Source organism: Nostoc sp. UHCC 0870 (assembly GCF_022063185.1).
Lineage (GTDB): Bacteria > Cyanobacteriota > Cyanobacteriia > Cyanobacteriales > Nostocaceae > Trichormus.
In genome coordinates this window covers 3,231,966-3,257,249 of sequence record NZ_CP091913.1, presented here as the reverse complement: position 1 = coordinate 3,257,249, position 25,284 = coordinate 3,231,966, and the positions used below count along the sequence as shown (strand labels likewise).

At 41.8% G+C, this 25,284-nt stretch carries 21 protein-coding genes and 1 pseudogene; 11 read left to right on the top strand and 11 right to left on the bottom strand.

Features of this window, described 5'->3' with window-relative positions; all coding sequences use genetic code 11:
• Positions 1-196 precede the first annotated feature (196 nt).
• The 3 genes from L6494_RS13760 to L6494_RS13750 form a co-directional block, all read right to left on the bottom strand.
• The gene (locus L6494_RS13760; RefSeq protein WP_237988287.1) at positions 197-1,546 is read right to left on the bottom strand and encodes an FAD-binding oxidoreductase; all 1,350 of its coding nucleotides are present in this window, start codon (positions 1,544-1,546) and stop codon (positions 197-199) included.
• Positions 1,547-2,000: 454 nt separating this feature from the next.
• Entirely contained in the window at positions 2,001-2,471 is a 471-nt protein-coding gene (locus L6494_RS13755; RefSeq protein ID WP_237988286.1) for a tetratricopeptide repeat protein, read from the bottom strand.
• A gap of 283 nt (positions 2,472-2,754) precedes the next feature.
• Positions 2,755-2,967 carry a hypothetical protein gene (locus L6494_RS13750; RefSeq protein ID WP_237988285.1) on the bottom strand — a complete coding sequence of 71 codons (213 nt, stop codon included), beginning with the start codon at positions 2,965-2,967 and terminating at the stop codon, positions 2,755-2,757.
• 215 nt (positions 2,968-3,182) lie between these two features.
• On the opposite strand from L6494_RS13750, the gene L6494_RS13745 reads away from it, so the two are divergent.
• From L6494_RS13745 to L6494_RS13730, 4 genes are all read left to right on the top strand, one after another.
• Complete coding sequence (locus L6494_RS13745) at positions 3,183-4,220, top strand: FecCD family ABC transporter permease (protein WP_237988284.1); 1,038 nt, start codon at positions 3,183-3,185, stop codon at positions 4,218-4,220.
• A 52-nt stretch (positions 4,221-4,272) separates the two neighbouring features.
• A complete protein-coding gene (locus L6494_RS13740) occupies positions 4,273-5,061 on the top strand; it encodes an ABC transporter ATP-binding protein (protein ID WP_237988283.1) in 789 nt (262 codons plus the stop codon).
• Positions 5,062-5,419: 358 nt separating this feature from the next.
• Positions 5,420-8,089: a TonB-dependent hemoglobin/transferrin/lactoferrin family receptor gene (locus L6494_RS13735; RefSeq protein ID WP_237988282.1), complete on the top strand. Its 2,670-nt coding sequence runs from the start codon at positions 5,420-5,422 to the stop codon at positions 8,087-8,089.
• 24 nt (positions 8,090-8,113) lie between these two features.
• Positions 8,114-9,010 carry an ABC transporter substrate-binding protein gene (locus L6494_RS13730; protein ID WP_237988281.1) on the top strand — a complete coding sequence of 299 codons (897 nt, stop codon included), beginning with the start codon at positions 8,114-8,116 and terminating at the stop codon, positions 9,008-9,010.
• A gap of 74 nt (positions 9,011-9,084) precedes the next feature.
• On the opposite strand, the gene L6494_RS13725 is transcribed toward L6494_RS13730, so the two are convergent.
• A complete protein-coding gene (locus tag L6494_RS13725; protein ID WP_237988280.1) occupies positions 9,085-9,459 on the bottom strand; it encodes a DUF4870 domain-containing protein in 375 nt (124 codons plus the stop codon).
• 237 nt (positions 9,460-9,696) lie between these two features.
• Between L6494_RS13725 and L6494_RS13720 the strand changes: the two genes are divergently transcribed.
• The 3 genes from L6494_RS13720 to L6494_RS13710 all read left to right on the top strand — a co-directional run bounded on the left by L6494_RS13720 (position 9,697) and on the right by L6494_RS13710 (position 12,164).
• On the top strand, positions 9,697-10,473 hold the full coding sequence (locus L6494_RS13720) for a GTP-binding protein (RefSeq protein ID WP_237988279.1): 777 nt from the start codon (positions 9,697-9,699) through the stop codon (positions 10,471-10,473).
• The gene (locus tag L6494_RS13715) at positions 10,470-11,282 is read left to right on the top strand and encodes a metallophosphoesterase family protein (protein WP_237988278.1); all 813 of its coding nucleotides are present in this window, start codon (positions 10,470-10,472) and stop codon (positions 11,280-11,282) included. Before L6494_RS13720 ends, L6494_RS13715 begins: the two co-directional genes overlap by 4 nt.
• A 129-nt stretch (positions 11,283-11,411) precedes the next feature.
• The gene (locus L6494_RS13710) at positions 11,412-12,164 is read left to right on the top strand and encodes a metallophosphoesterase family protein (protein ID WP_237988277.1); all 753 of its coding nucleotides are present in this window, start codon (positions 11,412-11,414) and stop codon (positions 12,162-12,164) included.
• 447 nt (positions 12,165-12,611) lie between these two features.
• Here L6494_RS13710 and L6494_RS13705 read toward each other — a convergent pair whose 3' ends face one another.
• The 6 genes and pseudogenes from L6494_RS13705 to L6494_RS13685 all read right to left on the bottom strand — a co-directional run bounded on the left by L6494_RS13705 (position 12,612) and on the right by L6494_RS13685 (position 17,425).
• Positions 12,612-13,937, bottom strand: a complete 1,326-nt coding sequence (locus L6494_RS13705; RefSeq protein WP_237988276.1) for a DUF58 domain-containing protein — start codon at positions 13,935-13,937, stop codon at positions 12,612-12,614.
• Between the two features lie 529 nt (positions 13,938-14,466).
• A pseudogene (locus tag L6494_RS13700) lies at positions 14,467-15,090 on the bottom strand (tetratricopeptide repeat protein); the annotation flags it as partial.
• A 37-nt stretch (positions 15,091-15,127) separates the two neighbouring features.
• The gene (locus tag L6494_RS30965; protein WP_323269264.1) at positions 15,128-15,352 is read right to left on the bottom strand and encodes a type II toxin-antitoxin system HicB family antitoxin; all 225 of its coding nucleotides are present in this window, start codon (positions 15,350-15,352) and stop codon (positions 15,128-15,130) included.
• A 100-nt stretch (positions 15,353-15,452) separates the two neighbouring features.
• The gene (locus tag L6494_RS13695) at positions 15,453-16,625 is read right to left on the bottom strand and encodes a hypothetical protein (RefSeq protein WP_237988275.1); all 1,173 of its coding nucleotides are present in this window, start codon (positions 16,623-16,625) and stop codon (positions 15,453-15,455) included.
• Positions 16,626-16,818: 193 nt separating this feature from the next.
• Positions 16,819-17,127: a HigA family addiction module antitoxin gene (locus L6494_RS13690; protein ID WP_237988274.1), complete on the bottom strand. Its 309-nt coding sequence runs from the start codon at positions 17,125-17,127 to the stop codon at positions 16,819-16,821.
• Between the two features lie 13 nt (positions 17,128-17,140).
• Positions 17,141-17,425, bottom strand: coding sequence for a type II toxin-antitoxin system RelE/ParE family toxin (locus tag L6494_RS13685; RefSeq protein ID WP_237988273.1), 285 nt, complete (start codon positions 17,423-17,425; stop codon positions 17,141-17,143).
• Positions 17,426-17,490: 65 nt separating this feature from the next.
• On the opposite strand from L6494_RS13685, the gene L6494_RS13680 reads away from it, so the two are divergent.
• Positions 17,491-18,426, top strand: coding sequence for a 1-aminocyclopropane-1-carboxylate deaminase/D-cysteine desulfhydrase (locus L6494_RS13680; RefSeq protein ID WP_237988272.1), 936 nt, complete (start codon positions 17,491-17,493; stop codon positions 18,424-18,426).
• A 149-nt stretch (positions 18,427-18,575) separates the two neighbouring features.
• On the opposite strand, the gene metH is transcribed toward L6494_RS13680, so the two are convergent.
• Positions 18,576-22,112 (bottom strand): methionine synthase, encoded by a 3,537-nt coding sequence (gene metH / locus L6494_RS13675; protein WP_237988271.1) that lies wholly within the window; start codon positions 22,110-22,112, stop codon positions 18,576-18,578.
• 296 nt (positions 22,113-22,408) lie between these two features.
• Here metH and L6494_RS13670 point away from each other — a divergent pair, with 296 nt between their 5' ends.
• From L6494_RS13670 to ilvC, 3 genes are all read left to right on the top strand, one after another.
• The gene (locus L6494_RS13670) at positions 22,409-22,756 is read left to right on the top strand and encodes a hypothetical protein (RefSeq protein WP_237988270.1); all 348 of its coding nucleotides are present in this window, start codon (positions 22,409-22,411) and stop codon (positions 22,754-22,756) included.
• Between the two features lie 251 nt (positions 22,757-23,007).
• On the top strand, positions 23,008-23,874 hold the full coding sequence (locus L6494_RS13665) for an aldo/keto reductase (protein ID WP_237988269.1): 867 nt from the start codon (positions 23,008-23,010) through the stop codon (positions 23,872-23,874).
• A 288-nt stretch (positions 23,875-24,162) separates the two neighbouring features.
• The gene (gene ilvC / locus L6494_RS13660; protein ID WP_190703744.1) at positions 24,163-25,158 is read left to right on the top strand and encodes a ketol-acid reductoisomerase; all 996 of its coding nucleotides are present in this window, start codon (positions 24,163-24,165) and stop codon (positions 25,156-25,158) included.
• The last annotated feature ends 126 nt before the right edge of the window (positions 25,159-25,284 follow it).

The following is a 25,284-nucleotide window of genomic DNA, read 5'->3' as shown; positions in this document are numbered from 1 at the left end:
TCAGGTCGGTGAGGATGTCAACCCTACATATACTTAGATTTCTATATAGCGGTTCTCGCTGTAGTGAGGTACAAGAAACCCCCTCCTCCGAAGTTCTGTTAGGCGGAAACTGCCGCTCAGACTTCTCTGTGCCGCAAGGAGGGGGCTATGATTTACCTCATGTGATGAGGATACGCTATGTGTATTTTTGTGATTCCTAATTTTGAATTTTAAATTGTAACACTTTGCTTTTGCCAGGGTTCATTAATCCATAGGGGTCAACCATTTCCTTAAATTTTAATTGTTCAGGATCAATAACTTTCCTGCCCCCATCTTCAATAATATAGGTGTGGGGATTAGCAATAAGCACGCCCTGCGCTTCGTGATAGCTGATAATCTCATTGAGGCGTGCTTCTGTGGTGTAGCGTACCAGTTGTAAAGCGGCGGGAACTACTGCACCACTCACCCGAATAAATTCCAAGTGCATCATGACTTCATCGCCAAAGTGATGATATAAATGCTCTACTAATTCCAGACCTTTGGCTGAGGGAATCATACTTTGCAGGTATGTAATGTTGGTATCTACATTCCGGGCGTGTAAGGTGGTGTGATTCCAGGTAAATTCTGCTAAATTAACACCTTTACCTGCTTCGTGGGCTGGTTTTTGGTAGGTGATTTTTCCACCGTATTGCTGTACTAACCCCGGTAATAATTCTAGGCTGGGTTCAGCTACTAGCAAAAATGCTGCGTGAGTACCTTCAGGGATATATTGTTGTAAGGGGTGGAAGTATTGGGGAATTGGTGACGCAAAGACACTAATTAACTTTTTTATCATCCCATCGGCGTTAGCTAGGCTTTGCCCAAACTTGGCGGCTGTCATGAAATCGGCAAAGGTGACAATTACCTCGGCCCAAGGATAGGCTGGCCCCAAGGGAATTTCGACTTCTGTAATAATGCCGTTAATACCCCAAGCATGGTTTACCTTCTGTACATCGTCGCCGCGCAACTCAATGACACGGGGTTCATCTTCTACGGTGACAACTTTTAATGCTAATAGATTACCGCGATCGCCTAATAATCCATATTGGATTGAGCCTATACCCCCACTCCCCCCAGCGATAAATCCGCCAATGGTGGCTGTGCGGTAAGTAGAAGGGGACATCCGCATTTCCCAGCCAATTTCTCGTGCTTTTTTGTCTAAGGCGGCTAATTTTACCCCAGCTTCTACCCGCGCTACCCCCGGTTTTACCCAACACACATTTTGCATTTTGGTCATGTCTAAAATTACGCCACCGTGCATGGGTACGCATTGCCCATAATTGCCTGTTCCCGCACCTCTGACGGTGATAGGTATACGGTATTTGGCACAGGTGGCGGCAACTTTTATCACTTCCTGTTCGTTGGCGGGACGCACTACGATGTCCCCGACTTTGCCTTCTAGTTTGGGGACTAGGACTGGGCTAAAGGTGTGGTAGTCTTGGGATAATTTTGCTATTTGGTGGGGATCTGTAATAGTTTCTATGTCTGTGAGGGAGTTAATGAGGGTATCCAAGTTGGCGATCGTCATTAGCTTATATCCTTTTTTTAACGCAGAGGTACGCTGAGGTTTACGCAAAGTAACGCTGAGAATTTGAACTCCCCGTTACTTTGCGCTTTCTTGAGCGTCCCTCTGGGTTTTAGTCATGGTTTATGGTGGTGTCGTGCCACTTAACTTAATATAAGTCTTTGTAAATACCTGTAGCGATCGCTTGATAAATACCCCTTGTTTGGCTTAGGCTCAATCCATGAAGTTAGGAGAAACAACATTTATCAAAAAGTGAAGGTTCAAAACCGTACTTCTCTCCGAGACGCTGACGCGTAGCTTGCTTCCCCGGAGGGGTACGTCCCGCTCCGCTAACGCCCCTGGTGGGCGAAACAGTCCTTGTATCGCAAGGTAGGTAAAAACCCCACCCCTTGTGGGTGGCTTAGTTTAATTGCGAATTGCGAATTGCGAATTGCGAATTGGTTTTATTTATGCTGTTTTAGCTCAGTCTGAGTGTACATTCTAAAATTAATTTTTGATTCACCAAAGAGTAGGGCTGAATTTCTAAGGCGCGTCTAAAAGCCTTGATAGCTTTACTGTATTTTCCTAAAGCTGCGTAACATAAACCCATACCATGTAGCGCACCGAAATGTACAGGGTTAATCTGAATCACCATCTGACAGTCGCCTAGGGATTTGCGATAATCGCCTGTGCTGTAGTAGAGAAAAGCACGACGATTCCAAGCTTCGGCAAAGTCAGGTTGTTCTTTGATAAGTTCGTTAAGAATTTTTTCAGCTTCAGTAGTTTCCCCAGCATCAAGCAATTTTTGACTTTGGTCGATTTTTTCCAGCCCGTAAACTCCCTTTTGCTGAAACCAAATACGCCAGAGTTTCTTTGTTGCTTGCTCCCGGACTAAAGCATCAGGCTTTTTTAAATCTTCAAGTAAAGAGCTAATTGATAAAGATTCCATGAATTTGCGATTGGCGATTTTCAGTAATTGTCTCCTTGTATCAAGGTATCAAGTTTCGTATAGGTTTGCTGTGTTGATTTTTAAATTCCTGTTAACAATTCTCCAACAAAAATGTTTCATTCAGCAATTAATTGAGAATCTCATGTATCAAGAATTACTATCAATCTGTACTTAAGTATATAAACTCATCCGCAATCAGTGAGGAGAATATCAAAACTTTGAAAAACACAAACTAATTACCGATATTCTATAAAGTTTTAGTAAATAATAGTTCATCAAAAAATTACAAAATCAGTATTATTTCTTGGGAATTTTGCGTAGTGCTACTTACCTCTTTTCTGGTGTGTAACAGCTTACTAACCCCAGCTAGTAAAATGAGGATAGCACCAACAATCAGGACAGAGGCGATCGCCACCATGCAAAATGAACCCGCTTCATTAGTGTCATCTGAATTAAAAAGTTCTACGACAGCCTGTCTATTGACATTAATAATCAATTAGACTTATCCTCATTCTTACCTGCTTGGGATTCCACCCTACTAGTACAGAACGGCGGAAATAAACAGACCATTCCAAATCAATGAAACGCTTACACTGTATTCATTTTGAATTTTGTTAGCGTAGCGTTAGCGAGTCCGCGAGCGTCATTTTGAATTTTGAATTCCGCCTTGCGGTACTAGATTAATCACCCTGTAGTAATCAAGAGAAATACATGAAACTCAAGCAGCGACAGCAAGCAATGTTCAGGAGTGTTAACGCTGCTTCTAAAAATGAAGCGCGGGTAATCTTGGCTACCTTATTTTTAGTTGTTGTTCTAGTATTGGCGGTAGGATTATCCTTATCTTTTGGTGCTGTCGCCATGACACCTGAACAATTATGGCAAGCTCTTTGGCGAAAAGGAGACGAACTTTATCAAACTATTCTTTGGGATTTGCGCTTACCGAGAACTGTGGCTGCTATTTTGGTTGGTGCAGCTTTAGGAATGGCAGGTTCACTACTCCAGGGAATGTTACGTAACGGACTAGCCGACCCGTTTTTACTAGGTATTTCTGCGGGTGCTGGTTTAGTTGCGATCGCTATGTTCAGTTTAGGCGTATTCGTAGCTTGGATTCCCTTGGCGGCTTGGGTTGGGGGTGTATTTACAACAGTGATTGTCTATTTTTTAGCCAAGACTGGGGATGGTGTTTCTGTTGAAAGGTTGATTTTAGGTGGTGTAGCAGTAAGTGCAATGTTTGGTGCAATCCAGTCTGTGCTACTACTTTTAACAGAGGATGGACGCATACAGGCTGCGCTAAATTGGCTGATTGGGAGTTTGAATGGAAGGGGATGGACAGAAGTAACCACGGCCGGCTCTTATATTAGTGTGGCATTAGTATTGGGATGTTTGTTAGCGCGATCGGTGAACTTATTAAATCTAGGGGATGAATTAGCAGTTAGTTTGGGGGTTTCCCTAACGCGATCGCGCATTTTAATTGGCGGAGTTGCTACACTATTAGCCGCAGGTGCTGTCAGCATTGGCGGCTTAATTGGGTTTGTTGGCTTAATAGTACCGCATGGTATCCGCCTACTCGTAGGGACAGACTATCGCGCCGTATTACCACTCAGTGCATTAGGAGGCGCAGTAGTCATGACGATTGCAGACTTACTATCCCGGTTAGGTGCTGTAGAACTTCCCGTAGGTTCAGTAACCGCTTTATTAGGTTCACCCCTATTTATTTGGTTACTTTATCGTCGTAAAACCGGAATTTAAATCTTCTAATTCCAAATTTTGAATTTTGAATTTTGAATTTTGAATTGTTAATATGCCCTTAGAAACGCAAAACTTAACTGGTGGATATACAGCTAAAACTGTAGTTAAAAACATATCCTTAGCAATTGAAAAAGGAGAGTGGTTGAGTTTAGTAGGTGCTAATGGTTCTGGCAAATCTACACTACTTAAACTCATGAGTCGCCTGTTAGTTCCCCAAACAGGAATTGTCTTATTAGATGGTAAAGCCATTCATACTCAACCCGCCGCAGTTGTCGCCCAAAAATTAGCCTTATTACCTCAGCAACAAGCCATTCCCCCAGGGTTAACAGTCCGGCAATTGGTATCTTTAGGACGCACCCCCCATCAACCTTGGTGGCAATGGGATTTAAATGCAGAAGACAGAGAAAAAGTTACAGAATCTTTGCATTTAACCCAGATGGAAACTTATCAAGAACGTCTGGTAGAACAACTTTCTGGTGGTGAAAGACAAAGGGCTTTTTTAGCCCTGGCTTTAGCACAAAATCCGCAAATTTTATTATTAGATGAACCCACGACTTATTTAGATATACGCTATCAATTAGAATTATTAGAACTTTTAAAACAACTAAATCAAAATCAAGGAATCACGATTTTAACTGTTTTACATGAAATCAATTTAGCTGCTAGATATAGTTCTCGGATTGCCTTACTTTATCAAGGTAATATTTTTTCATTAGGAGAACCCAAACTTGTCCTAACACCAGAGAATTTAGCCGAAGTGTTAGGAGTAGAAGTGGCAGTTTTAAATACACCTGTAGGATTGCAAATTTGTCCTATAGCACCAATTCATCCATCATTTTGACAGGGAGGTTGTCCACAATATTTATATACGTAAGTAAATATAAATAATACCTATAGAAAATTTATGATAATGATTATCGTAGCCATGATATACTGAATACTGGTAATAATTAAGTATAAAAATTGAGCAATGATGAATCTAAAATCTGCCTTAGCTAAGTATTAAATACTGCCATAAAAGCTATCTAATTAATTGGGATTATAAAACCGAATTTAGCAACAATAATATTTACCAAAAATCACCAATATAGAGGAGGTAAATATTATTGGTAATTTCCTATGCCAAATTTTACTTTGCCATTAATTCATATTAATGGTGTAATTTTTGCACGTCTCGATTTGTTTTATGAGGAAAATCAATGAACAAGCTAACACCAATTTTAAGTTATTATTTATTGACCACATCTTTTATAATCACAATTCCTCTAGCCGCTTCAGGGATAGATATACCAGTAAATAATCCTCAAGTTAATCTGGTACAAAATACCGATTTGATTGAAATAACCGCCGTCAGAGTTCAGGAAATTGATCAAGGAATTACAGTAATTATAGAAACTACCAATGGAGAGATTCCTGAAGGCGAAATTATTGAAAATGATACCGACGTAGTTATTAAATTAACGAATATAAAACTGAACCTGAATGATGGTAAAAACTTCATCAAAGATAAGCCAATTCAGGGAATCAATTCTCTTAGCATTACTCAAAACTCTCCTACAGAAGTAGAAATTAAAATTGCAGGAGATGGAACATTACCAAATGTGGAAGAACTAGAAAGTCAGCAAGGATTAGTGCTGAATATACTTCCTATACCCAAAACAGTAGCAACAGAGAATAAGAACCCAGAAGACACTATAGAACTAAGCGTTGTGGGAACTCGTGACCCAAATGAAACAGCACCTGCTAACGTGACTATTATCAATAGGGAACAAATAGAAAAACAACAAGCGCGAGATGTTAGAGACTTATTACGTTATGAACCAGGGATTTCTGTACCCTATGACAGTCGCGGTGGTTTACAAGGAATCAATTTGCGAGGGTTGAGTGGAAACCGAGTTAATTTGCAAGTAGACGGTATTCGTCTACCTTACGAATATAACTATGGTACAACTCGTCTTGGTAGAGACTTTGTAGATATTGAAACTTTAAATGCTTTAGAAATATTCCGGGGAAATAATTCAGCAGTTTTAGGAAGCGACGCTTTAGGTGGAACAGTTAATTTTGCAACCGCTAGAACTGGAAATTTGTTAGATAGTATTGGCAAAAATTCATACACCAGTTTTCGCACTCAATATAGTAGCAAAGATAGTGGATTTGTTGGGACATTTACCCAAGCCAACCGTTTGGATAATATCGATACTTTATTTATCTATACCAGACGAGATAGCGGTTCGTTAGAAGTTGCTGGAGGAAACAGTATTTATCAAGATGACCAAGATAGAACTCGCAATAACTTTCTGGGAAAATTAACTTATAACTTTAATCAGCAAAGTTTTCTAGAGTTAACTGGAGAATATTTCAACAACGTTAATGATAGTAACTTTTCCACCGCGAATTTACCAGGAATGGCTTTTGAAGCTGCAACTCAAGACTTACAAGAAGAAGTGACAACAACTCGTGAGAGATTTAGTCTTGGGTATCAATATGATAATCCTGATAGTACATCATGGTTGCAATTTGCTCGCGCTCATATTTATTATCAAAATGCCATTACACAGGAAGATAGTAATAGAAGTGTCCGCAGTGCTGGAACTATTAGAAGAGAAGCCGCAGACAAGGATTTAGCCGACAGAGTTTTTGGAGTAGATTTACGACTTCGCAGTGATTTCAATTTAGGAAATACCAAAAATCGCCTGACTTATGGTTTTGATATTTCTAACACTTACAACGAGCGTAATTACTTTAACTTTATTACCACTACTGGGACAAGAGTAACTGCACCTGGCTTTCCTCAGAAAGATTTTCCTGATAGTGATACTTTCCGCTTTGGTACTTACTTACAAAACGAAATAGCCTTTGGTGATGGTCAGGTGAAATTAATTCCTGGTTTGCGCTTTGATGTTTATAATTTAACCACAGCAAATAACCCTGAATTTACACAAAAACAGCAAGGGTTAGACGCAGTAGATTATTCAACATCTGCAATTTCTCCTAGCTTGGGAATCGTCTATGAACCATCCCCTGGGTTAACATTATTTAGTCGATATTCTCGCGGATTCCGTCCCCCACTTTATAGTGAACTTAATTTTGCTTTCCGTGCAGATATTCCTTTTCGACCCCATAAAGGTATTTCTAACGCCAATTTACAAGCGGAAACTAGCAATAATTTTGAATTGGGATTACGTACTCGGTCTCAACAGTTCGATTTTGATATTACTGGCTTCTACAATCGCTATAGTAATTTCATTCAAGCCTCAGCCTTTGTTGGCTTTGACCCGAATGATTTTGGAACATTTAGAACTGCGGGAAGAGCCATTCCTTTCCAGATTTTTCAAGCGCAGAATATACCAGACGCTGCAATTTATGGGTTAGAAATTAAAACTGCTTATCGCTTTAGTAAAGAACCTGGTGGTTTTAGTTTAAAGGGTGTATTAGGATGGCAAATTGGTAATGATTTAACAAAAGATATTCCCTTAACAACCATTAACCCATTACAAGTAGTGATTGGTTTAGGATATCAATCCCCTCGTGATACATGGGGTGCAGAATTAATTGGCACTTTTGTAGCTAAATCAAGAGAACAAGCATTAGTAGATGACCAAACAAGTGTCCAAAATGCTGGTCAACCAACGAGAAAAATCGATTTTTATGAACCTGATGCTTACACCTTAGTTGATTTTGTTGGTTACTACAATATCAGTCGTAATGTCACATTAACTGCTGGTGTTTATAACATATTTAATACTGAATATTATCAGTATGCTGATGTCCGCACTATCAATAGAAATGCTGCTGCTTTTGAAGCACAACGCGGTCGATATGCTCAACCTGGGACAAATTTAGCTGTTGGGTTAACTTGGAAATTTTGATTTATTTCTTTGAAGAGGTGATTAATGAATAAACATCTAATAGCTGTGATAACAACTTTTTTCGTAACTCTTAATCTAGTGGGTTGTTCCAGTCAACCAAATAACAACACAGCTACAAATCAAGAGAAGAATCTAGATAATAATTTACAACAACCAATTCAATTAGCCAATAGAGTTGTAGCACTAACACCTTTGTCCGCAGATTTAATTTACAACTTGGATAAGAGCAAATTATTAGGCGTTCCCTCTGGAAGATATACTGATGTCGTGGCGCAAGCTAAATTTGCTGAATTACCTAGAATTGGTGGTAGGGGGAATATTAATTTAGAAAAGATTGTGGCTTTAAAACCAGATTTAGTGATTGGTTCAGAAACATTTCAAAGTCAAGCCTTAAATAGACTGAAGGAATTAGGAATTAAGACAATTTCTCATGAGACTCGAAATTGGCAAGATTTAAAAAATCTGACAGTAGATTTAGCTGGGCGTATCGGTGCTGACCCTAAATCTATTTTAGATAAATACGCATCTTTTATATCTCAAATCCCTGAAAATGGCAAATCTGTTGTCGTATTAGTTAGCATTCAGCCAACATTATCGCCTAATAAAAATAGTTGGTCTGGAGATTTACTAGAAAGGTTTAATTACAAAAACGTTACAGCAGATTTACAAGCTAATACCAGGTTTCAAGGTTATTTGACTCTTTCTCAAGAACAAATATTAGCGGCTAACCCAGAGAAGATATTTATTATGGAATCTGATACCGTAAATCCAGATGATTTTAAAAAGTTACCTTTTTGGAATCAACTCAAAGCCACTCGCAATAATCAAGTTTATATTTTTCATCATGACGGGTTGATTAGTCCCACAAGTATTAATACTGTTGAGAAAGTGACTAATCAATTACGTCAAACGGCTTTTTAAATTGATTATTTGTAGAGACGTGATAAATAGCGTCTCTACACTCTTTATTTGAACACAGATAACTCAGCGTCATTTTAAAAGAGTCGAAAAATAAACGGATAACGGAAAGGTTCATCAGGTTGGGTAAGACAATGAAACAAAGCCCAAATTGTCAATCCCCAATGCAGTGCAAAACCCAAAGCCACCACAGGGAAAAACAAAATACCGCCCAGACCAAAGGTTATCCAAGATATAATACCTAGGGGTACACCTATAACTGTTGCCCAAAACCAAACATTAAAGTGAAAATTAATAGATTCTTTAGCATTGCTTTTGACAACCGGGTCATCGGAAAGTAAGTTGATGACAATGGGAACTCCAATGGAAAACAAGGTGGTACTAAAGAAAATCGCCCCATGACTCAAAGATGATAGCAATTTGCGCTTATCAGCATTGTATGTTCCTTGCATCTTTATGACTCCTCATATATCTTTTTAGCTCAATTCTAAAGGATACCTCATGGGTTTTGTATTGCCATTTACCGTACTCAGCCATGTATCTGGTTTTTTGTGGAGGGTTTGCTGATTTCTTTGATTCTCGGATACCTAGTACAGGTCGGCGGAAGTCAAAAGTCAATGAGTAACTCCTTTATCTATGCCAATTGACTAAAGCTTTTCAAAAATCATGAAAATGATTATCATTTAAGAATGAAGGTACTAAATATAACTGTTGTGGCTGGACTGGCTGGCAGTGGCAAAACTACCTGGATTTGCCAACAAATGCAGAATCTCACCGCTAGTGAGAATATAATTTATTTTAACCCTGGGACTGGAAACGTTCCCATTGACCAGACGCGCCTAGCTGCGGAATTTCCTCATGTGCAAGTTTTTCAGGATGGACAAGAAGTTGAGTTTCTGCACCAATTAGCAACAGCCGAGACTGTCTATATCGAATTGGGGTTTTATCTGGAATTAAGTAGTATCCAAAAAATATTAGATGGTTTATCTTACCAAGCCTTGGCTATCCTGCCGCCAAAACTTCAGGATTCTGAGTATCATGCTTGGGCAGACAAAATTATTAAAGGTGCAGATATTGACCCTAATATTACCGCCAATAAGCTTTGGCGTGTTCCCAGTAGTGGCCAAGTGATTGATGAAGACAGTTTACGAGAGTTTTGGTACGAAGTAACTCATGGTGCTTATGGTTTTGTGAGTCGCGCCAAGGGGATTTTTGATGTGGCTGATGGTCGGGTGCTATATGCAGATTTTGTTGCTGGTGTACCAACAATCGATTTTCTGGAATTAGACTTACCACGTCACTTAGAAGGTAGACCGCAAAGATTTAGTGGGATGGAGGTATTAGGACAGAATTTAGATGAGTCTACCATGAGACAAACCTTAGAAGATTGCTATTTATCAGAAACTGCGATCGCACAATACCAACAACAGGTAAAACAAATTTTAGTTGAGGAGATTATAGAATGAAAATAGCAGTTATGTCCTGCATTCATAGTAACTATGAAGCCTTGGATGCAGTCTTGTTAGATATTGACCAACAAAAAGCCGAAAAAATATTTTGTCTGGGTGATTTAGTCGGATACGGCCCATATCCTAATGCAGTAGTTACACAAATCCGTTCTCTAGATATTCCTACCTGCGCTGGTTGTTGGGATGAAGATATTGTAGAAGGCTTAAATTCCTGTGACTGTAGTTATCCTTCACTATTAGCTGAAAAACGCGGCAAAATAGCCCACGAATGGACACATAAAGAACTCTATCCCGAAAATCAGGAATTTCTCGCCAAACTACCCCACGGATTAAGTCAAGATAATTTGGTTTTCTTTCATGGTAGCCCCCAAAGTAACCATGAATATTTATTACCAGAACTTGACGCTTTTGCCGCCTTAGAAAGAGTAATTTCCGCAGATGCAGATGTATTGTTTTGCGGTCATACTCATGTACCCTATGTCCGTACTTTAGACGCAGGTAGTCTGCAAGTTCGCGTTCAAGGTGCGGGAGTCGAAGAGAAGGAAATTAACTTTTCTACTCCTATCAAGCGAATTGTCAATGTAGGTTCAGTCGGAGAACCCCGACATGGGCGACCCAATGCCACATATGTAATTTATGACACAGATACTCAAGCAGTAAGTTTAAGAGAAGTACCTTACGACTATCACAAAACCTGTGCAGCCATCATCGAAAAAGGTTTACCAGCAATTTTCGCATGGCGTTTAGCCCAAGGTTTGGAATACGCAGAAAGGGCTGACGACCCAACCCATGTTTGTACTAGATGATGGGGACTGGGGATTGGGGATTGGGGACTGGGGACTGGGGACTCGAAGGTAGAGTAACTCATTACTCATTACTCAGCACTCAGCACTCAACTCAGCACTTTTAAAAGTAATTTAAGAGCGAAAATTTAAATGAATAAGTGGGCAATCTTAAGCGGAATTGAAGGTAATTTAGCGGCTTATGAAGCTGTATTAGCAGATATTAAACGCCAAATTAATCAAGTCGAGGCTTTATATATTTTGGGTGATTTAGTAGGGCCAAGACCAGAAGCGGAGAAATTAGTAGAACGAGTACGCAACCCACGGCGCGGCGAGTTAGAACCACTCGTTTGTAAAGGTTGGTGGGAAGAACAATGTTTTATTTTGCATGGTCTAGGGTCTACTGGCGAAGCAGATGATTTAATGGCAAAATATGGCGGAGAAACTGTTAAGTTACTCTGGGAATCTATTTCTCGTCAAACAGTACAATGGCTAAGAACTCTAGATTTTGGTTTTTTTGAACTAGATTCTTTATTAATTCACGGTACAACTGTATCTGTAGATGAAGAATTAACACCTGATACACCACCAATTCAAATGCTTGACCGCCTCTCACGAATGCAAGCCAATAACTTATTTTGTGGACGTTCTGGTTTGGCTTTTCAATATCAATTGCAAGCAGGTTCAGTTACTACAGGTATCACTACTCTTGATAGTGAAGTATCTCCCCAAAGGGTGGAAATTTTGCCGCGTCAAGTTATCGGAGTGGGAAATGTAGGAAAAACACCAGGAGAAGCTAAATATACTCTTTATAATCCCACTAGCAACCATGTAGAATTTAAAACTGTTCGCTATGGTGTTAGTCAGGGATTTCAGTTAAATTCAAGCAAAAAAGTGGCGTTTTAAGTTCTTGCTTGAGTGAGGTACAAGAACCCCACCCCCAACCCCCTCCCCCGAAGTTCTGTTCGGCGGAAACCGCCGCTCAGACTTCTCTCCGCCGCAGGGAGGGGGCTATGATATACTTCATGTGATTAGGAAACGCTATAAACCTCTTGCATAAATGCTGAAGTTGTCATGTTGAGCGAAGCGAAACATCTCAAAGATTTTACTTCATGCTGAACCCTGATACCGCCTAGAACTTAAGTTCTAGGCTAATAGCTAAAGTCCACTCAAGTGGACTAAATGGAATTTCTCTTTTAGTCCTCTTTAGAGGACTTGCGCTATGAGACTCGGAATTGATTCTGAGGCGGGATAGATACACTCCGCCAAAACTTGTGTGTACACTGTAGGTGAACGAGTAGGGAAGAGAAAGGGTAGCTGTGGCGGGGTGGGTTTCTTCGGGTTTCATCAGCATTAAAGCTGATTCCGGGCTTTGAGTTGCAGATATCTTTCTACTAGTTGATCACTAATTTGGTTAGCTGGCGCATCTAGTACCAACACACCTTTTTGCTTTAACTTAGCAAAAGCCACCTGACGCTGTGCTAATAAATCTAACGCTACTGCACGGGTGTAAGCTTGTGTCACATCATCAGTAAAAGTGTGAGCTAAATTATCTACTTTGGGATCTCTCAGGGTGACGCAAAATGGTAGATAGCGGGGTGCTAACCGAGACAATGCCGCCAGCAGTTCAGTAGAAGCGGTGACATCTACTAAGTCTGTAATAATTACTACTAACGATCGCCTAGTTTGTTTCTGGACTACATGAGTTACAGCCCCCAAGTAGTCTGATTCTAATAAAACTGGTTGAATGGGGGTTAAACGGTCGATGAGTTGATTTAAATGATGTTGTCCCCGTTCCGGCGGCATCCATGTGTGCATTTGGTTATCAAATACACCCACACCCACGCGATCGCCCCGGTGTAATCCCGCTAAGGCGAGAGATAAGGTTGCATTCAAACCCCAGTCGAAGCGTTGCAAACCCTGTACCTGAGCGGTCATCAATCGCCCACGGTCTAGTAAAATCAATAAAGTTTGTTCCTGTTCTGGTTCTAGCACCCGCACCAAAGGCGGTGTATTTCCATGTGTCCCCACTCGCCTGGCTGTAGCCTTCCAATCAATCAAGCGCAAATCATCACCAGTGCGATAGTTCCGCAGTTCGGCGAATTCTGTACCAATACCTAATCGTTTTGATTGGCGGATAGCACCAGATGATTGTAATGTCAGGCGGATAGAGAGCGATCGCAATCCGATTAAATCAGGATAAACTTTAGCTGTGGTAGCGTGGCGAATCTGCCAATCATCCCAAGCTAAACCCCAAGGGCTTAATTGTCTAACTTGAATATTCCCCCAATTAAACTCACCGCGCTGTGTGGGGTAGACGGTGTAGGTTAATTCTTGGGTAGTGTTGGCGGCAATAGTGGTATTTAATGTAGGTGTGGATACGCCAAAATCGGCGGGGTAATAGTCGCGGATTTGAATGATGGCGTTAGTTTTCTCGGATGTAATTGTCAGTACAACCGGATTATCTCGCCCAATAGAAAAGTGGGATGGTAACTGGCGAGTGATTTGCACCCGCAGAGGCTTGACACGCAAACCATCGATAACCATTAAAGCTAAGACAGCGATATCAAAGATGAGGGTGATAACGATGCTAGCGGGAATGCTGATGAAAAAGGATAATAGGAGAGCGATCGCTAAACCCAAAAGTAATAATAAATAAACTCGTTTAGCAGCAACCATAGATTTTTTTGTAAAACTCGATTATATCTGCCATTGGGGAAGGGGTATAGGGGTGTAAGGGTATAGGGGAGGGGTGTAAGGGTATAGGGGTGTAGGGGTGTAGGGGTGTAGGGGTGTAGGGAAAAGAATATAATGTTATTGCGATCGGAGCGTTGACGGAGTTAAAAGACTCATTCACGGAGCAAAAATACTCGTTCACGGAGTTCAAAGGCTCGTTAACGGAGCAAAAATACTCGTTCGCGGAGTTCAAAGGCTCATCGACGGAGTTCAAAGGCTCGTTAACGGAGTAAAAATACTCGTTCACGGAGTTAAAAGACTCATCGACGGAGCAAAAATACTCGTTCACGGAGTAAAAATACTCGTTCACGGAGTTCAAAGGCTCATCGACGGAGCAAAAATACTCGTTCACGGAGTTCAAAGGCTCATCGACGGAGCAAAAATACTCGTTCACGGAGTTTAAAGACTAACAAAACTAAAAATTACTAATTACGTTAGCGGAGCGGGGCGTTAGCCCATTACGAATTACGAATTACGAATTATTCCGGCGCAAATATTCCAAATTATTTCGCACAGTAATTGTATTGGGATGATTTGCCCCTAACTGTTGTTCTAAAATCGCCAAAGCCTCGATATACAAAGGTTCGGCTTCGCTGTACCTGCCCTGGGAACGGTAGAGTGCTGCCAAATTGTTCAGGCTAATTGCCACATCGGGGTGTTCATCCCCCAGCAGGCGTTTTATCATTGCCAAAGCCTCGATATACAAAGGTTCGGCTTCGCTGTATCTGCCCTGGGAACGGTAGAGGTAAGCCAAATTGTTCAGGCTAGTTGCCACATAAGGGTGTTCATCCCCCAGCAGGCGTTTTATCATTGCCAAAGCCTCGATATACAAAGGTTCGGCATCGCTGTACCTTCCCTGGGAATCGTAGAGTAGAGCCAAATTGTTCAGGCTAGTTGCCACATCGGGGTGTTCTTCCCCCAGCAGGCGTTTTATCATTGCCAAAGCCTCGATATACAAAGGTTCGGCATCGCTGTACCTTCCCTGGGAATCGTAGAGTAGAGCCAAATTGTTCAGGCTAGTTGCCACATCGGGGTGTTCTTCCCCCAGCAGGCGTTTTCTCATTGCCAAAGCCTCGACTAATAAAGGTTCGGCTTCAAGGCTTTCAGCTTCTATTGCAGTGAGGCGAGGCTGTTTAGGCAACTTTAACCTCCAACGTCATTGTTAATATTTCTTTGTTTTGAAGTGCCTGCTTTTCTGCATGAGACAATGTTTCTATGTACAGTTCAACAGCTTCTTTAATATTTTCTTGTACTTCTGCTAGTGAATCACCTTGAGATTGACAACCAGGAAGTTCAGGACAATAAGCATAATATCCATCTTCATCTTTTTCGATGACAATGCTGACTTTATAGGACATATCAAATTTACCTTTACTCAGCTAATATTTGGAAAATCGAGGGGTTCAGATCCCCGACTTCTTTGAGAAGTCGGGGATCTTAGAGGTATCTTTTTGTTCATCACGGCAACCGCGCAAAAATCGCCTCCCAAGTTTTAGCATTTGTCCAATAAGCACCATGAGAACGGGGGAATGGTTGTTTACTATCCACCACTACATCCTCAACATTAGGAAAAATTCTACTACCAACGTAGCTGAGGAAATCCCGTAAATCATAAATATTTAACCATTCCGGGAAATATTCCGGCAATGGTTGACCATATTCTAGACTGTACAGAGCGTTAATCTCATATAAAAACGGTGCTTGAGAACCCACCGTAACTAATAATTCCACCTGAGACAGTGGTTGCTGCACCAGCAAATCTACACAAGCGATTCCCCCTAAACTATGGGCGAGTAACACTACTGGCGGTTCAGCTTGGGCGATTTGTTCTTTGATAAAAGCCCGAATTTTCTTCCCCCGCGTCTGATAAAACAGGATATCAGAGGGCATAGGCGAAACCTTATCAGTCACAGCACCACGCCTGCGCTTGACATAATTTGTTCCCAGGTGCAGCAATGGCTTGACTAACCAATTACCCAAACCTAACTGCGCCTCAGCTAAAGTCAAAACCAGGGATTCTACAACTTTGTCTCGCAATTTTGCATCGGTGAGTATGGGCGGAAATCTTTCCTGTTGTTCACTAATCAACATTGCTTCGGCGACAATTGCCCTAGCTACAACTGCCGAATACTCATTTAAATCAGATTCGCTAACTATGGGTAAAACTTCCTCATAAGCCTGAGAGTGAATCACCACCTCTCGCGCTTCTCTAAACACTCCAGTAATTCCCGCTTTGGACAATTCCGCTTCCAATTCGGGGGTAGGTGTAAAATTCTCAACTTGCCTCTGTAACCTATCTGCGGGCTGTTCCTCAAAAGGATTTGAGCTACCTTCCTCAATCGATTTTAATGAGAGCAGGCGCAATTCATACAAAGGATCGCGGTATAATTCACCCCACAGGACAACATCTGGGTCTTCTGTCTCCACCTCATCTAAAGCCAGTGTCCCATCATACAAAGGCACTGATGCACCGTTAGCATTTAACTTTGTGCCGAACACATCACCCCAAACACAAGGCGCAACTGTAATATCTGCATTGTGGGCGTGAATTTTTTGCTCAATTATCTGAAAAGTTTCCTCATATTCCCGTCCCCTTACCCCTGTGCCGTGTACAAAGATTACAGTGGTCACGTCGCTGCGCTCCAAATTCAAAATTCAAAATACCCTACGGGTTCGCGTAGCGTTCCGTAGGAAAGGCAAGCCTACAAAATTCAAAATTAATTACCCCACGGATAAATTCGGGAGCTTGAATTAATATTGTTTTACCTATGTATTATTCACAACCACTGCTGAGGATGCAAGTTGAGCTGCGGTTAGATACCTATTAAGCTACACTATTAAACGGATTCACAGGAATCTGGTTGTAAACATCTGCCTTTTCTACCCAAGCTTGACGTAAATCATATTGCATTTGCAAATTCAGCCAAAACTGGGGACTGTTACCAAAATAACGCGATAAACGCAAAGCTGTATCTGCTGTAATACTGCGTTTACCTGATAAAATTTCGCCAATTCTTGTCTGAGTGACACCTATATCTTTACTCAACCGATAAGGGGTAATATTCAATGGCTCTAAAAATTCTAGTTGCAGAATTTCGCCTGGATGGATATTTGGTAAACAATTACTATTCATTATCATTTTTTACTCAGTGGTAGTCTACAATTTCAACTTCATCCGCATTATTTTCATTACTCCAGACAAAGCAGATTCGCCACTGGTCATTAATACGAATGCTATATTGTCCTTGTCTGTCCCCAACTAGCTTTTCCAATCGATTACCTGGTGGAACGCGCAAGTCTTGAATTGATGTTGCTGCATTCAGCATCAGCAGCTTTCGTAAAGCAACTTTTTGAATATCTGGCGGGTATTCAGCAGATATAAAGCCATCAAAAATGAGCTTTGTCTCTTCAGATTTGAAACTTACAATCACAATATAATACTATCGTTTTGTGTTACTACCGTCAAGCGTTAGTATAATCCCCAATCACCAATTTTATGTCCTTGAGTTTAATCCCACCTCCCACACAGCAAATCAACAGCGAAATATTTAGTCGCGCTGGGGTGGAAGTCTCTGTGCTGCGCCTTGATTTAATGCACCCTTGGGTAAATGGTAACAAGTGGTTCAAGCTGAAATACAACCTATTAGCAGCCAAAGAAGAAAATTACACCACAATTCTCACCTTTGGCGGTGCTTATTCTAATCACATCTATGCAACGGCTGCGGCTGGGAATCTTTTAGGTTTTCGCACTATTGGCGTGATTCGTGGTGAAGAACGGCTTCCTTTAAACCCCACCTTAAGTTTTGCTGTGGAACAAGGGATGCAGCTAGTATATATTGACCGCGAAACTTACCGTCAACGCCACACCCCAGAATTACACGCAGACTTACGCCAGCGTTTTGGTGAGGTTTTTATCATTCCTGAAGGTGGTTGTAATCTTAATGGTGTGCGCGGGTGTACAGAGATACTTTCTGAAGTTACAGCAGGATTTGATACTATCTGTGTAGCTTGTGGGACAGCTACTACTTTAGCTGGGTTGACACTTTCGCTACAACCAAAACAGCGATCGCTTGGTTTCCCTGTGTTGAAAAATGGCGACTTTCTCAGACAAGATATCACCAACCTACTAACGCAGTACCTCGCCTCTGGACTACCCGCACCATCCAGCACTCCCGCACCTTGGGAATTAGTATGTGATTATCACTTCGGTGGTTATGCCAAGGTAAATGATCAGCTTGTATCATTTAGTCATGATTTTACTCAAATTCACGGCATCCCACTTGATTACGTATATACCGCAAAAATGTTTTATGGTGTGATAGATTTAATACGTAAAGGAGATTTGGGTGGCGATCGCCTACTCTTAGTCCACACAGGCGGCTTACAGGGAAATATTGGTATGGCAGAACTGTTACAGAAGTCAGTTAAATGAGAACAGGTATATCATAGCCCCCTCCTTGCCTGCGGGGAGGGGGTTGGGGGTGGGGTTCTTGTACCTATATTTTTAGTCCAAATAAATGGGGAAAGCTATTTAATGCTTTCCCCATTTTTGCTGTTACCTAACACCGACTATTGGCAAAATTAAGCAGTGAAATACTTCGCTACTGAGTGATAGGCAATAATCGCCGTTGTAGACTGTTCTGGATAAAGTTGCTCACTTTCATCCATATACAAGTTAATTCTGTCAGTCTGCAACAATTCCAGTTGCTTGTATTGGTCTTGAATATTTGGACAAGCCGGATAGCCGAAACTATACCGCGAACCACAATAACGCTGTGCCAATATATCCCGAATGTTATCGGGCTCTGACGCACCAAATCCTAATTCACGGCGAATTCTAGCGTGTGTCCATTCAGCCACTGCTTCTGCCACTTGCACCGCCATCCCGTGAAAATACAGATAATCAGTGTATTGATTATTGGCAAACAATTTTTGAGCGTACTCTGTGGCAATTTCCCCCACAGTCACCGCCTGCATGGGGAAAACATCAATGATTCCCGACTCCTTTGGGGCAAAGAAATCTGCAATACACAGTTTTCTTGATGACCTTTGACGGGGAAACTCAAACTTAGCTACTTCCTTCTTATCTTCACTATTGTTTTCATAGATATACAAAGTATTCCCCTCAGACTGACAAGGGAAATAGCCGTAAATTACCTGGGGATGCAACAGATTTTCGGCAATAATTAGCTGCTTCCAATTTTCCAAAATGGGATATACTTTCTCATGCAAGAAAGCCTGATATTCTTCCTTAGATTGTTCCTTTGGCTTGCGGAATTGCCACTGTCCAGCAATTAAGGCTTGTAAGTCTAAATGCCAGAATATTTCCTCGATGGGAATATCATTAGGTTGTAACAGTTGCGTTCCCCAGAACGGCGGCGTGGGACGTGGTATGTCTACCGCTACAGCTTCGGAACGTCGGGTATCTACTTCAGTGCTGAGTTCTAATTTCTGAGTTTTGAGTGAAGTCTTTTTAGTTTCTGGCTGTTCAGAAATAATTTTTGCTTCTTCAGTTTCTACTTCATCTAGAAATCCTTGTAAGTTATCCCAATTACCAGATGCTTTTGCTGGCATTAATTTATCCATGAAATGCAAGTCCGAGAAAGCATCTTTGCCGTAAACAACCTTACCTTTATAGGTGTTTTGACAATCTTGATGCACAAATTTGGGAGTTAGTGCCGCACCACCTAAAATTACAGGTACGGTAATACCTTTTTCGTTGAATACCTGCAAGTTCTCTTTCATAAAGGCGGTGGATTTCACCAACAAACCACTCATAGCAATACAATCAGCTTTGTGTTGATTGTAAGCTTCGATGATATTTTCTACTGGTTGTTTAATTCCCAGGTTAATCACCTTGTAACCGTTGTTAGATAAGATGATATCGACGAGGTTTTTACCAATATCATGAACGTCGCCTTTAACGGTAGCAATGAGAAAAGTTCCTTTGGCGTTATTCCCAGATTCTGACTTTTCCATGAATGGTTCAAGATAGGCTACAGCCGCTTTCATGGTTTCCGCAGACTGTAATACAAATGGTAGTTGCATTTGCCCTGAACCGAACAACTCACCCACAACTTTCATCCCATCTAGCAGGAAGGTGTTGATAATTTCTAAGGGGGGATATTGCTCTAAGGCTTTAGTCAACTGTGCTTCTAAGCCGATGCGTTCACCGTCGATGATATGTTGTTTGAGCCGTTCTTCGATGGGTAAGCTTTCATCAACCCCTGCGTTGCGTTTGGTTTTGACACCTTCAAATAATTTAGTCAGTTCTCCCAAGGGGTCGTAAACGCAAACATTACCCTCAAATTTGCGCTCATCATAGATTAACTGCCGACAAACTTCTTGATGGCGGGCTTCAATCTTAGATAGTGGTAAAATCTTGCTAGCACTAACGATCGCAGCATCCATTCCCGCTAACATGGCCTCATGCAAGAATGTTGAATTTAGCACCATGCGTGAGGCGGGATTCAAACCAAAGGATATATTCGATACCCCTAAAATAACGTGACATCCCGGCAATTCTTGGCGAATGCGGCGAATCGATTCAATGGTTGCCTTGCCATTTTCTCGGTCTTCTTCAATCCCCGTAGAAATAGGTAGGGCTAGGGTATCAAAGAATATTTCCGTGGCAGGTATACCATACTCTACAGCTTGGCGGTAAGCACGTTGGGCAATTAGAAACTTCCTCTCGGCTGTCCGCGCCATGCCTTCTTCGTCAATTGTGCCAATGACGACACCTGCACCGTATTTCTTCGCTATTTCCAGCACCTTTAAAAAGCGCGGTTCGCCGTCTTCGTAGTTGGTGGAGTTCAGCAAACACTTACCCCCAGCCACCTTTAAACCCGCCTCCATTTTTTCCCATTCAGTGGAGTCAAGCATTAAGGGTAGCGTGACATTATTGACAATGCGCGAAACTAACTCGTGCATATCCCGCACGCCGTCCCGTCCTACATAATCAACGTTGACATCTAGGATATGCGCGCCTTCCTTAACTTGCGCCCTAGCCATTGATACCAGTCCGTCCCAGTCTTCCGCATTTAACAAATCACGGCACTTTTTAGAACCACTGGCGTTCAGACGTTCACCCACAATCAAGAAAGAATTATCTTGGTCATAGGGTTGAGTAGAATAAATTGATGCGGCTGCTGGTTCTAAACTCGGTTGTCTAACTTTTGGCTTGAGTTCTTGAGCAATTTGAGCCAATTGTTGAATGTGTTCTGGACGTGTCCCACAGCAACCCCCAATCACTTGGACACCCAAATCTTCAACAAAGTGCATCAACGCCATGCGTAATTCTATTGGTGTTAGGCGGTAGTGTGCTTGACCACCAACATTTTCCGGTAAACCCGCATTGGGAACGCAAGAAACCACAAATGGCGAATGTTCGGATAAATATTTGATGTGTGGTTTCATCAAATCTGGCCCAGTGGCACAGTTTAGACCGAGAATATCAATTGGGTAAGGTTCTAAAATCGTCAACACCGCACTGATTTCTGAACCTACCAGCATTGTCCCCATGCTTTCCATTGTCACAGAAACCATCAGGGGTATTCGTTCCCCTTTTTTGGCAAAGACTTCTTCTATTCCATTCAAAGCTGCTTTGATTTGCAGCACATCTTGGCAAGTTTCGATAATAAATAAATCAACTCCACCATCAAACAAGGCTTCAGCTTGTTCCGCAACAGATGTTTTTAAAGTATCAAAGTCAATGTGTCCCAAAGTTGGTAGTTTGGTTGTCGGGCCGATAGAACCAGCCACAAACCTGGGTTTCTCCGGGGTGGAAAATTCCGCAGCGACACTTTTCGCTAATTCGGCGGCTTTTTTGTTCAGGTAGTAAGTCTGGTCTGCTAGGTCATATTCTGCTAACACAATCGACGTAGCACCGAAAGTATCAGTTTCGATGACATCTGCACCCACAGCGAGAAAGTCACGGTGAACCTTAGCAACAGCTTCCGGTTTCGTGTGGACTAGGTATTCATTACAGCCTTCATACTGCGCCCCGCCAAAGTCTTCAGCCGTGAGGTTTTGGGTTTGCAGGTTAGTCCCCATTGCACCGTCAAAGACGATCACCGGGCGATCTGGACTACGCAAATGTTTAAGAAAAGGATGGGTCATATTTTCAAAAGAGGAAATAAGCAAACTAAGTGAGTTTTGTGTTACTCCACTTGATCTATTATTTTCCACAATTGGGAGAGTTTAGTGAGAGTTTGAGTAAACTAGGTAAGAGGAAACCAAGCGATCGCTTTGCTGATCACGAGTGGGGAATACTTTTGTCTTCGGGAAGTTTCCGCACGATTGCTATAAAAACGCCATAAACTTTATTTTGTCGGGGTTGCAAAATTAAATTAGTTGTAGCCAATCATAGAAGATACTCCTATGATTTTTCTCTCTTAGTGTAAGGATTACAGATAATGCAAGTTCTAAAAAGATCCATCAAACCAGACACCTATATATCATTCCTCTACATCTATCAAACTACTTGGGGGACTGCTGGTGACATCTGTTTAGTCCGTGAATCTGTAGCTAATTCAGGTGTGTCGAAGTTTGTTGGTTATAAAATCCGGCTAGTCGTACCAAAAGGAATGGAACGCGATCGCGTGGCGAATTTTCCCGTGATCAAAGTTGCAGGTAACGTTGGCGACGGACACCCCAAGGAACACCCCTATGAATGGGAGGCTTATGAAGGTATAAATCCAGAAATAGCGATCGCAGCTTTGAAGCCTTGGGGTTTCAAGTTAATTGAGTCTACAGAATCATAGGTGACAGGTGACAGGGGATAGGGGACAGGGGATAGGGGACAGGTGACAGGATAGAAGGGAAGGAGGTGTGTGTTTTATTTTGAATTTTGAATTTTGAATTTTGAATTGATTCTTAGCGGGTGGTGCGCTGCTAGAGTGGCTACTCTCAAGAAAATACCTCTTTCCCTATCTCTATTTCTCTAGACAAATTGCCAACATAGCTTAAACTCGCTAATAAATAGTTAATAATGCTATATAGTCAGGCGAGAAGCATGGAAACTCAACAACTAGGAACAACAGGTATCTTTGTCAGTGCGATTGGTTTGGGTGCTATGCCGATGTCAATATATAACCATCCCCCCGAATCGCAATCAATTCAAGTTATCCATCGGGCTTTAGATTTGGGTATCACGTTCATTGACACTGCTGACTCCTATTGCAAAGATGAATCAGACAAACACCACAATGAACGACTCATTCACAAAGCACTTAGCAGTTACCAAGGTGACGTTAGCCAAGTGATTGTGGCGACTAAAGGCGGTTTAATGCGTCCGAATCAGACTTGGGTACGTAACGGAAATCCAGAACACCTGCGCCAAACCATTCGCGTCAGTTTTGAGGCTTTGGGGGGTGAAAAACCGCTTGATTTGTGGCAATATCACTCACCAGACCCACAATACACCATTGCAGAATCCCTCGCGCCAGTTAAAGAAGCTGTGCAGAATGGTTTGATTCGGTTTGTGGGAGTATCTAACTTTTCTGTGGAACAAATTAAACAGGCGCGGGAGGTGGTAGATATTGTCTCAGTCCAAAATCAATACAACCCGTGGGAACGTCAGCCAGAAAGAGACGGCGTATTACAGTATTGCGAACAAGAAGAATTAACCTTTTTACCTTGGAGTCCCTTTGGTGGTAGTCGTCGCCATAAAAACTTAGAAGATATTCCAGCGATCGCACAACTAGCCAAGCAAAAGGGCGTATCAGTATACTGTATTGTGTTGGCTTGGTTGCGTTCCAAGTCCCCCTGTATTTTACCAATCCCCGGCGCAAGCAAAATTTACAGCATTGAAGACTCTATCCGTGCTGTAGATGTGAAACTATCTGAAGCAGAAGTTAGAAAAATTGATCAACAAACGTAAGAGTGCTGAGTGCTGAGTGCTGAGTGATGAGTGATGAGTGCTGAGTGCTGAGTAATGAGTAATGAGTAATGAGTAATGAGTAATGAGTAATGAGTAATGAGTAATGAGTAATGAGTGCTGTGTGGTGAGTGCTGTGTGGTGAAAAATTCTCCCCAGTCCCCAATCCCCAATCCCCAGTCCCCAGTCCCCAATCCCCAAAATTAATTGTTCGTCCGTAGTGACATGATTTGAGGTACAATCAAAAACCTGCCAATACATGACAAAGCTTGCTGACAGGAGAGACTTCATATGGCCCGGATGTACTATGACTCAGATGCCAATTTAGACCTTTTGGCTGGAAAAACCATCGCAATTATCGGCTATGGTTCTCAAGGTCATGCCCACGCCCTGAATTTGAAAGATAGTGGTTTGAATGTAATTGTGGGGCTATATCCGGGTAGTAAGTCGGAACAAAAAGCCACAGCAGCTGGGTTAACTGTAAAAAATGTGGCAGATGCTGCCAATGCTGCTGACTTCATCATGATTTTATTACCCGATGAAGTCCAAAAAACAGTTTATAAAAACGAAATTGAACCAAATCTCAAAGAAGGCGATGTTTTAGCCTTTGCCCACGGCTTTAATATTCACTTCGGACAAGTTGTACCCCCTGCTAATGTAGACGTAGTAATGGTTGCACCCAAAGGCCCTGGGCATTTGGTACGACGCACTTACGAACAAGGTCAAGGTGTACCAGCGTTGTTTGCAGTTTATCAAGATGCCACAGGTAAAGCACGCGATCGCGCAATGGCATACGCTAGAGGTATCGGTGGGACTCGCGCGGGTATTCTCGAAACCACTTTCCGCGAAGAAACTGAAACCGATTTGTTCGGCGAACAAGCCGTATTGTGCGGTGGTTTGAGTGCCTTGATTAAAGCTGGCTTTGAAACTTTAGTCGAAGCCGGTTATCAACCAGAATTGGCTTATTTTGAATGTCTACACGAAGTTAAGCTAATTGTTGACTTGGTTGTTGAAGGCGGTTTAGCCACAATGCGCGATAGTATTTCTAACACTGCTGAATACGGCGATTATACCCGTGGCCCACGGATTGTCACCGCCCAAACCAAAGCTGAAATGAAGAAGATTCTCAGCGAAATTCAATCTGGACAATTTGCACGGGAATTCGTATTAGAAAACCAAGCTGGTAAACCTGGATTTACCTCCATGCGTCGTCAAGAAGCCGAACACCCCATTGAAGAAGTAGGTAAAGATTTACGGGCGATGTTTAGCTGGTTAAAGAAAGTTTAAAAAATTCTTTTAAATCCTTCAAAAAGACGCAAATGTACTAAAAAGTGCTTTGCGTCTTTGTTTTTTGGTGTTAGATTGTCAGCAAAACACTACATTTAAATCTATGTCAAACCTGAGAGTCCAAAA

Bases quoted from the DNA above. Each gene is read 5' to 3' on its own strand.
- L6494_RS13740 (WP_237988283.1), top strand. From the start codon at position 4,273: ATGCCCTTAGAAACGCAAAACTTAACTGGTGGATATACAGCTAAAACT.
- L6494_RS13735 (WP_237988282.1), top strand. From the start codon at position 5,420: ATGAACAAGCTAACACCAATTTTAAGTTATTATTTATTGACCACATCT.
- L6494_RS13690 (WP_237988274.1), bottom strand. From the start codon at position 17,127: ATGAATAGTAATTGTTTACCAAATATCCATCCAGGCGAAATTCTGCAA.
- L6494_RS13665 (WP_237988269.1), top strand. From the start codon at position 23,008: ATGGAAACTCAACAACTAGGAACAACAGGTATCTTTGTCAGTGCGATT.
- L6494_RS13760 (WP_237988287.1), bottom strand. From the start codon at position 1,546: ATGACGATCGCCAACTTGGATACCCTCATTAACTCCCTCACAGACATA.
- L6494_RS13755 (WP_237988286.1), bottom strand. From the start codon at position 2,471: ATGGAATCTTTATCAATTAGCTCTTTACTTGAAGATTTAAAAAAGCCT.
- L6494_RS13670 (WP_237988270.1), top strand. From the start codon at position 22,409: ATGCAAGTTCTAAAAAGATCCATCAAACCAGACACCTATATATCATTC.
- metH (WP_237988271.1), bottom strand. From the start codon at position 22,112: ATGACCCATCCTTTTCTTAAACATTTGCGTAGTCCAGATCGCCCGGTG.
- ilvC (WP_190703744.1), top strand. From the start codon at position 24,163: ATGGCCCGGATGTACTATGACTCAGATGCCAATTTAGACCTTTTGGCT.
- L6494_RS13720 (WP_237988279.1), top strand. From the start codon at position 9,697: ATGAAGGTACTAAATATAACTGTTGTGGCTGGACTGGCTGGCAGTGGC.
- L6494_RS13710 (WP_237988277.1), top strand. From the start codon at position 11,412: ATGAATAAGTGGGCAATCTTAAGCGGAATTGAAGGTAATTTAGCGGCT.
- L6494_RS30965 (WP_323269264.1), bottom strand. From the start codon at position 15,352: ATGTCCTATAAAGTCAGCATTGTCATCGAAAAAGATGAAGATGGATAT.
- L6494_RS13715 (WP_237988278.1), top strand. From the start codon at position 10,470: ATGAAAATAGCAGTTATGTCCTGCATTCATAGTAACTATGAAGCCTTG.
- L6494_RS13725 (WP_237988280.1), bottom strand. From the start codon at position 9,459: ATGCAAGGAACATACAATGCTGATAAGCGCAAATTGCTATCATCTTTG.
- L6494_RS13705 (WP_237988276.1), bottom strand. From the start codon at position 13,937: ATGGTTGCTGCTAAACGAGTTTATTTATTATTACTTTTGGGTTTAGCG.
- L6494_RS13745 (WP_237988284.1), top strand. From the start codon at position 3,183: ATGAAACTCAAGCAGCGACAGCAAGCAATGTTCAGGAGTGTTAACGCT.
- L6494_RS13680 (WP_237988272.1), top strand. From the start codon at position 17,491: ATGTCCTTGAGTTTAATCCCACCTCCCACACAGCAAATCAACAGCGAA.
- L6494_RS13730 (WP_237988281.1), top strand. From the start codon at position 8,114: ATGAATAAACATCTAATAGCTGTGATAACAACTTTTTTCGTAACTCTT.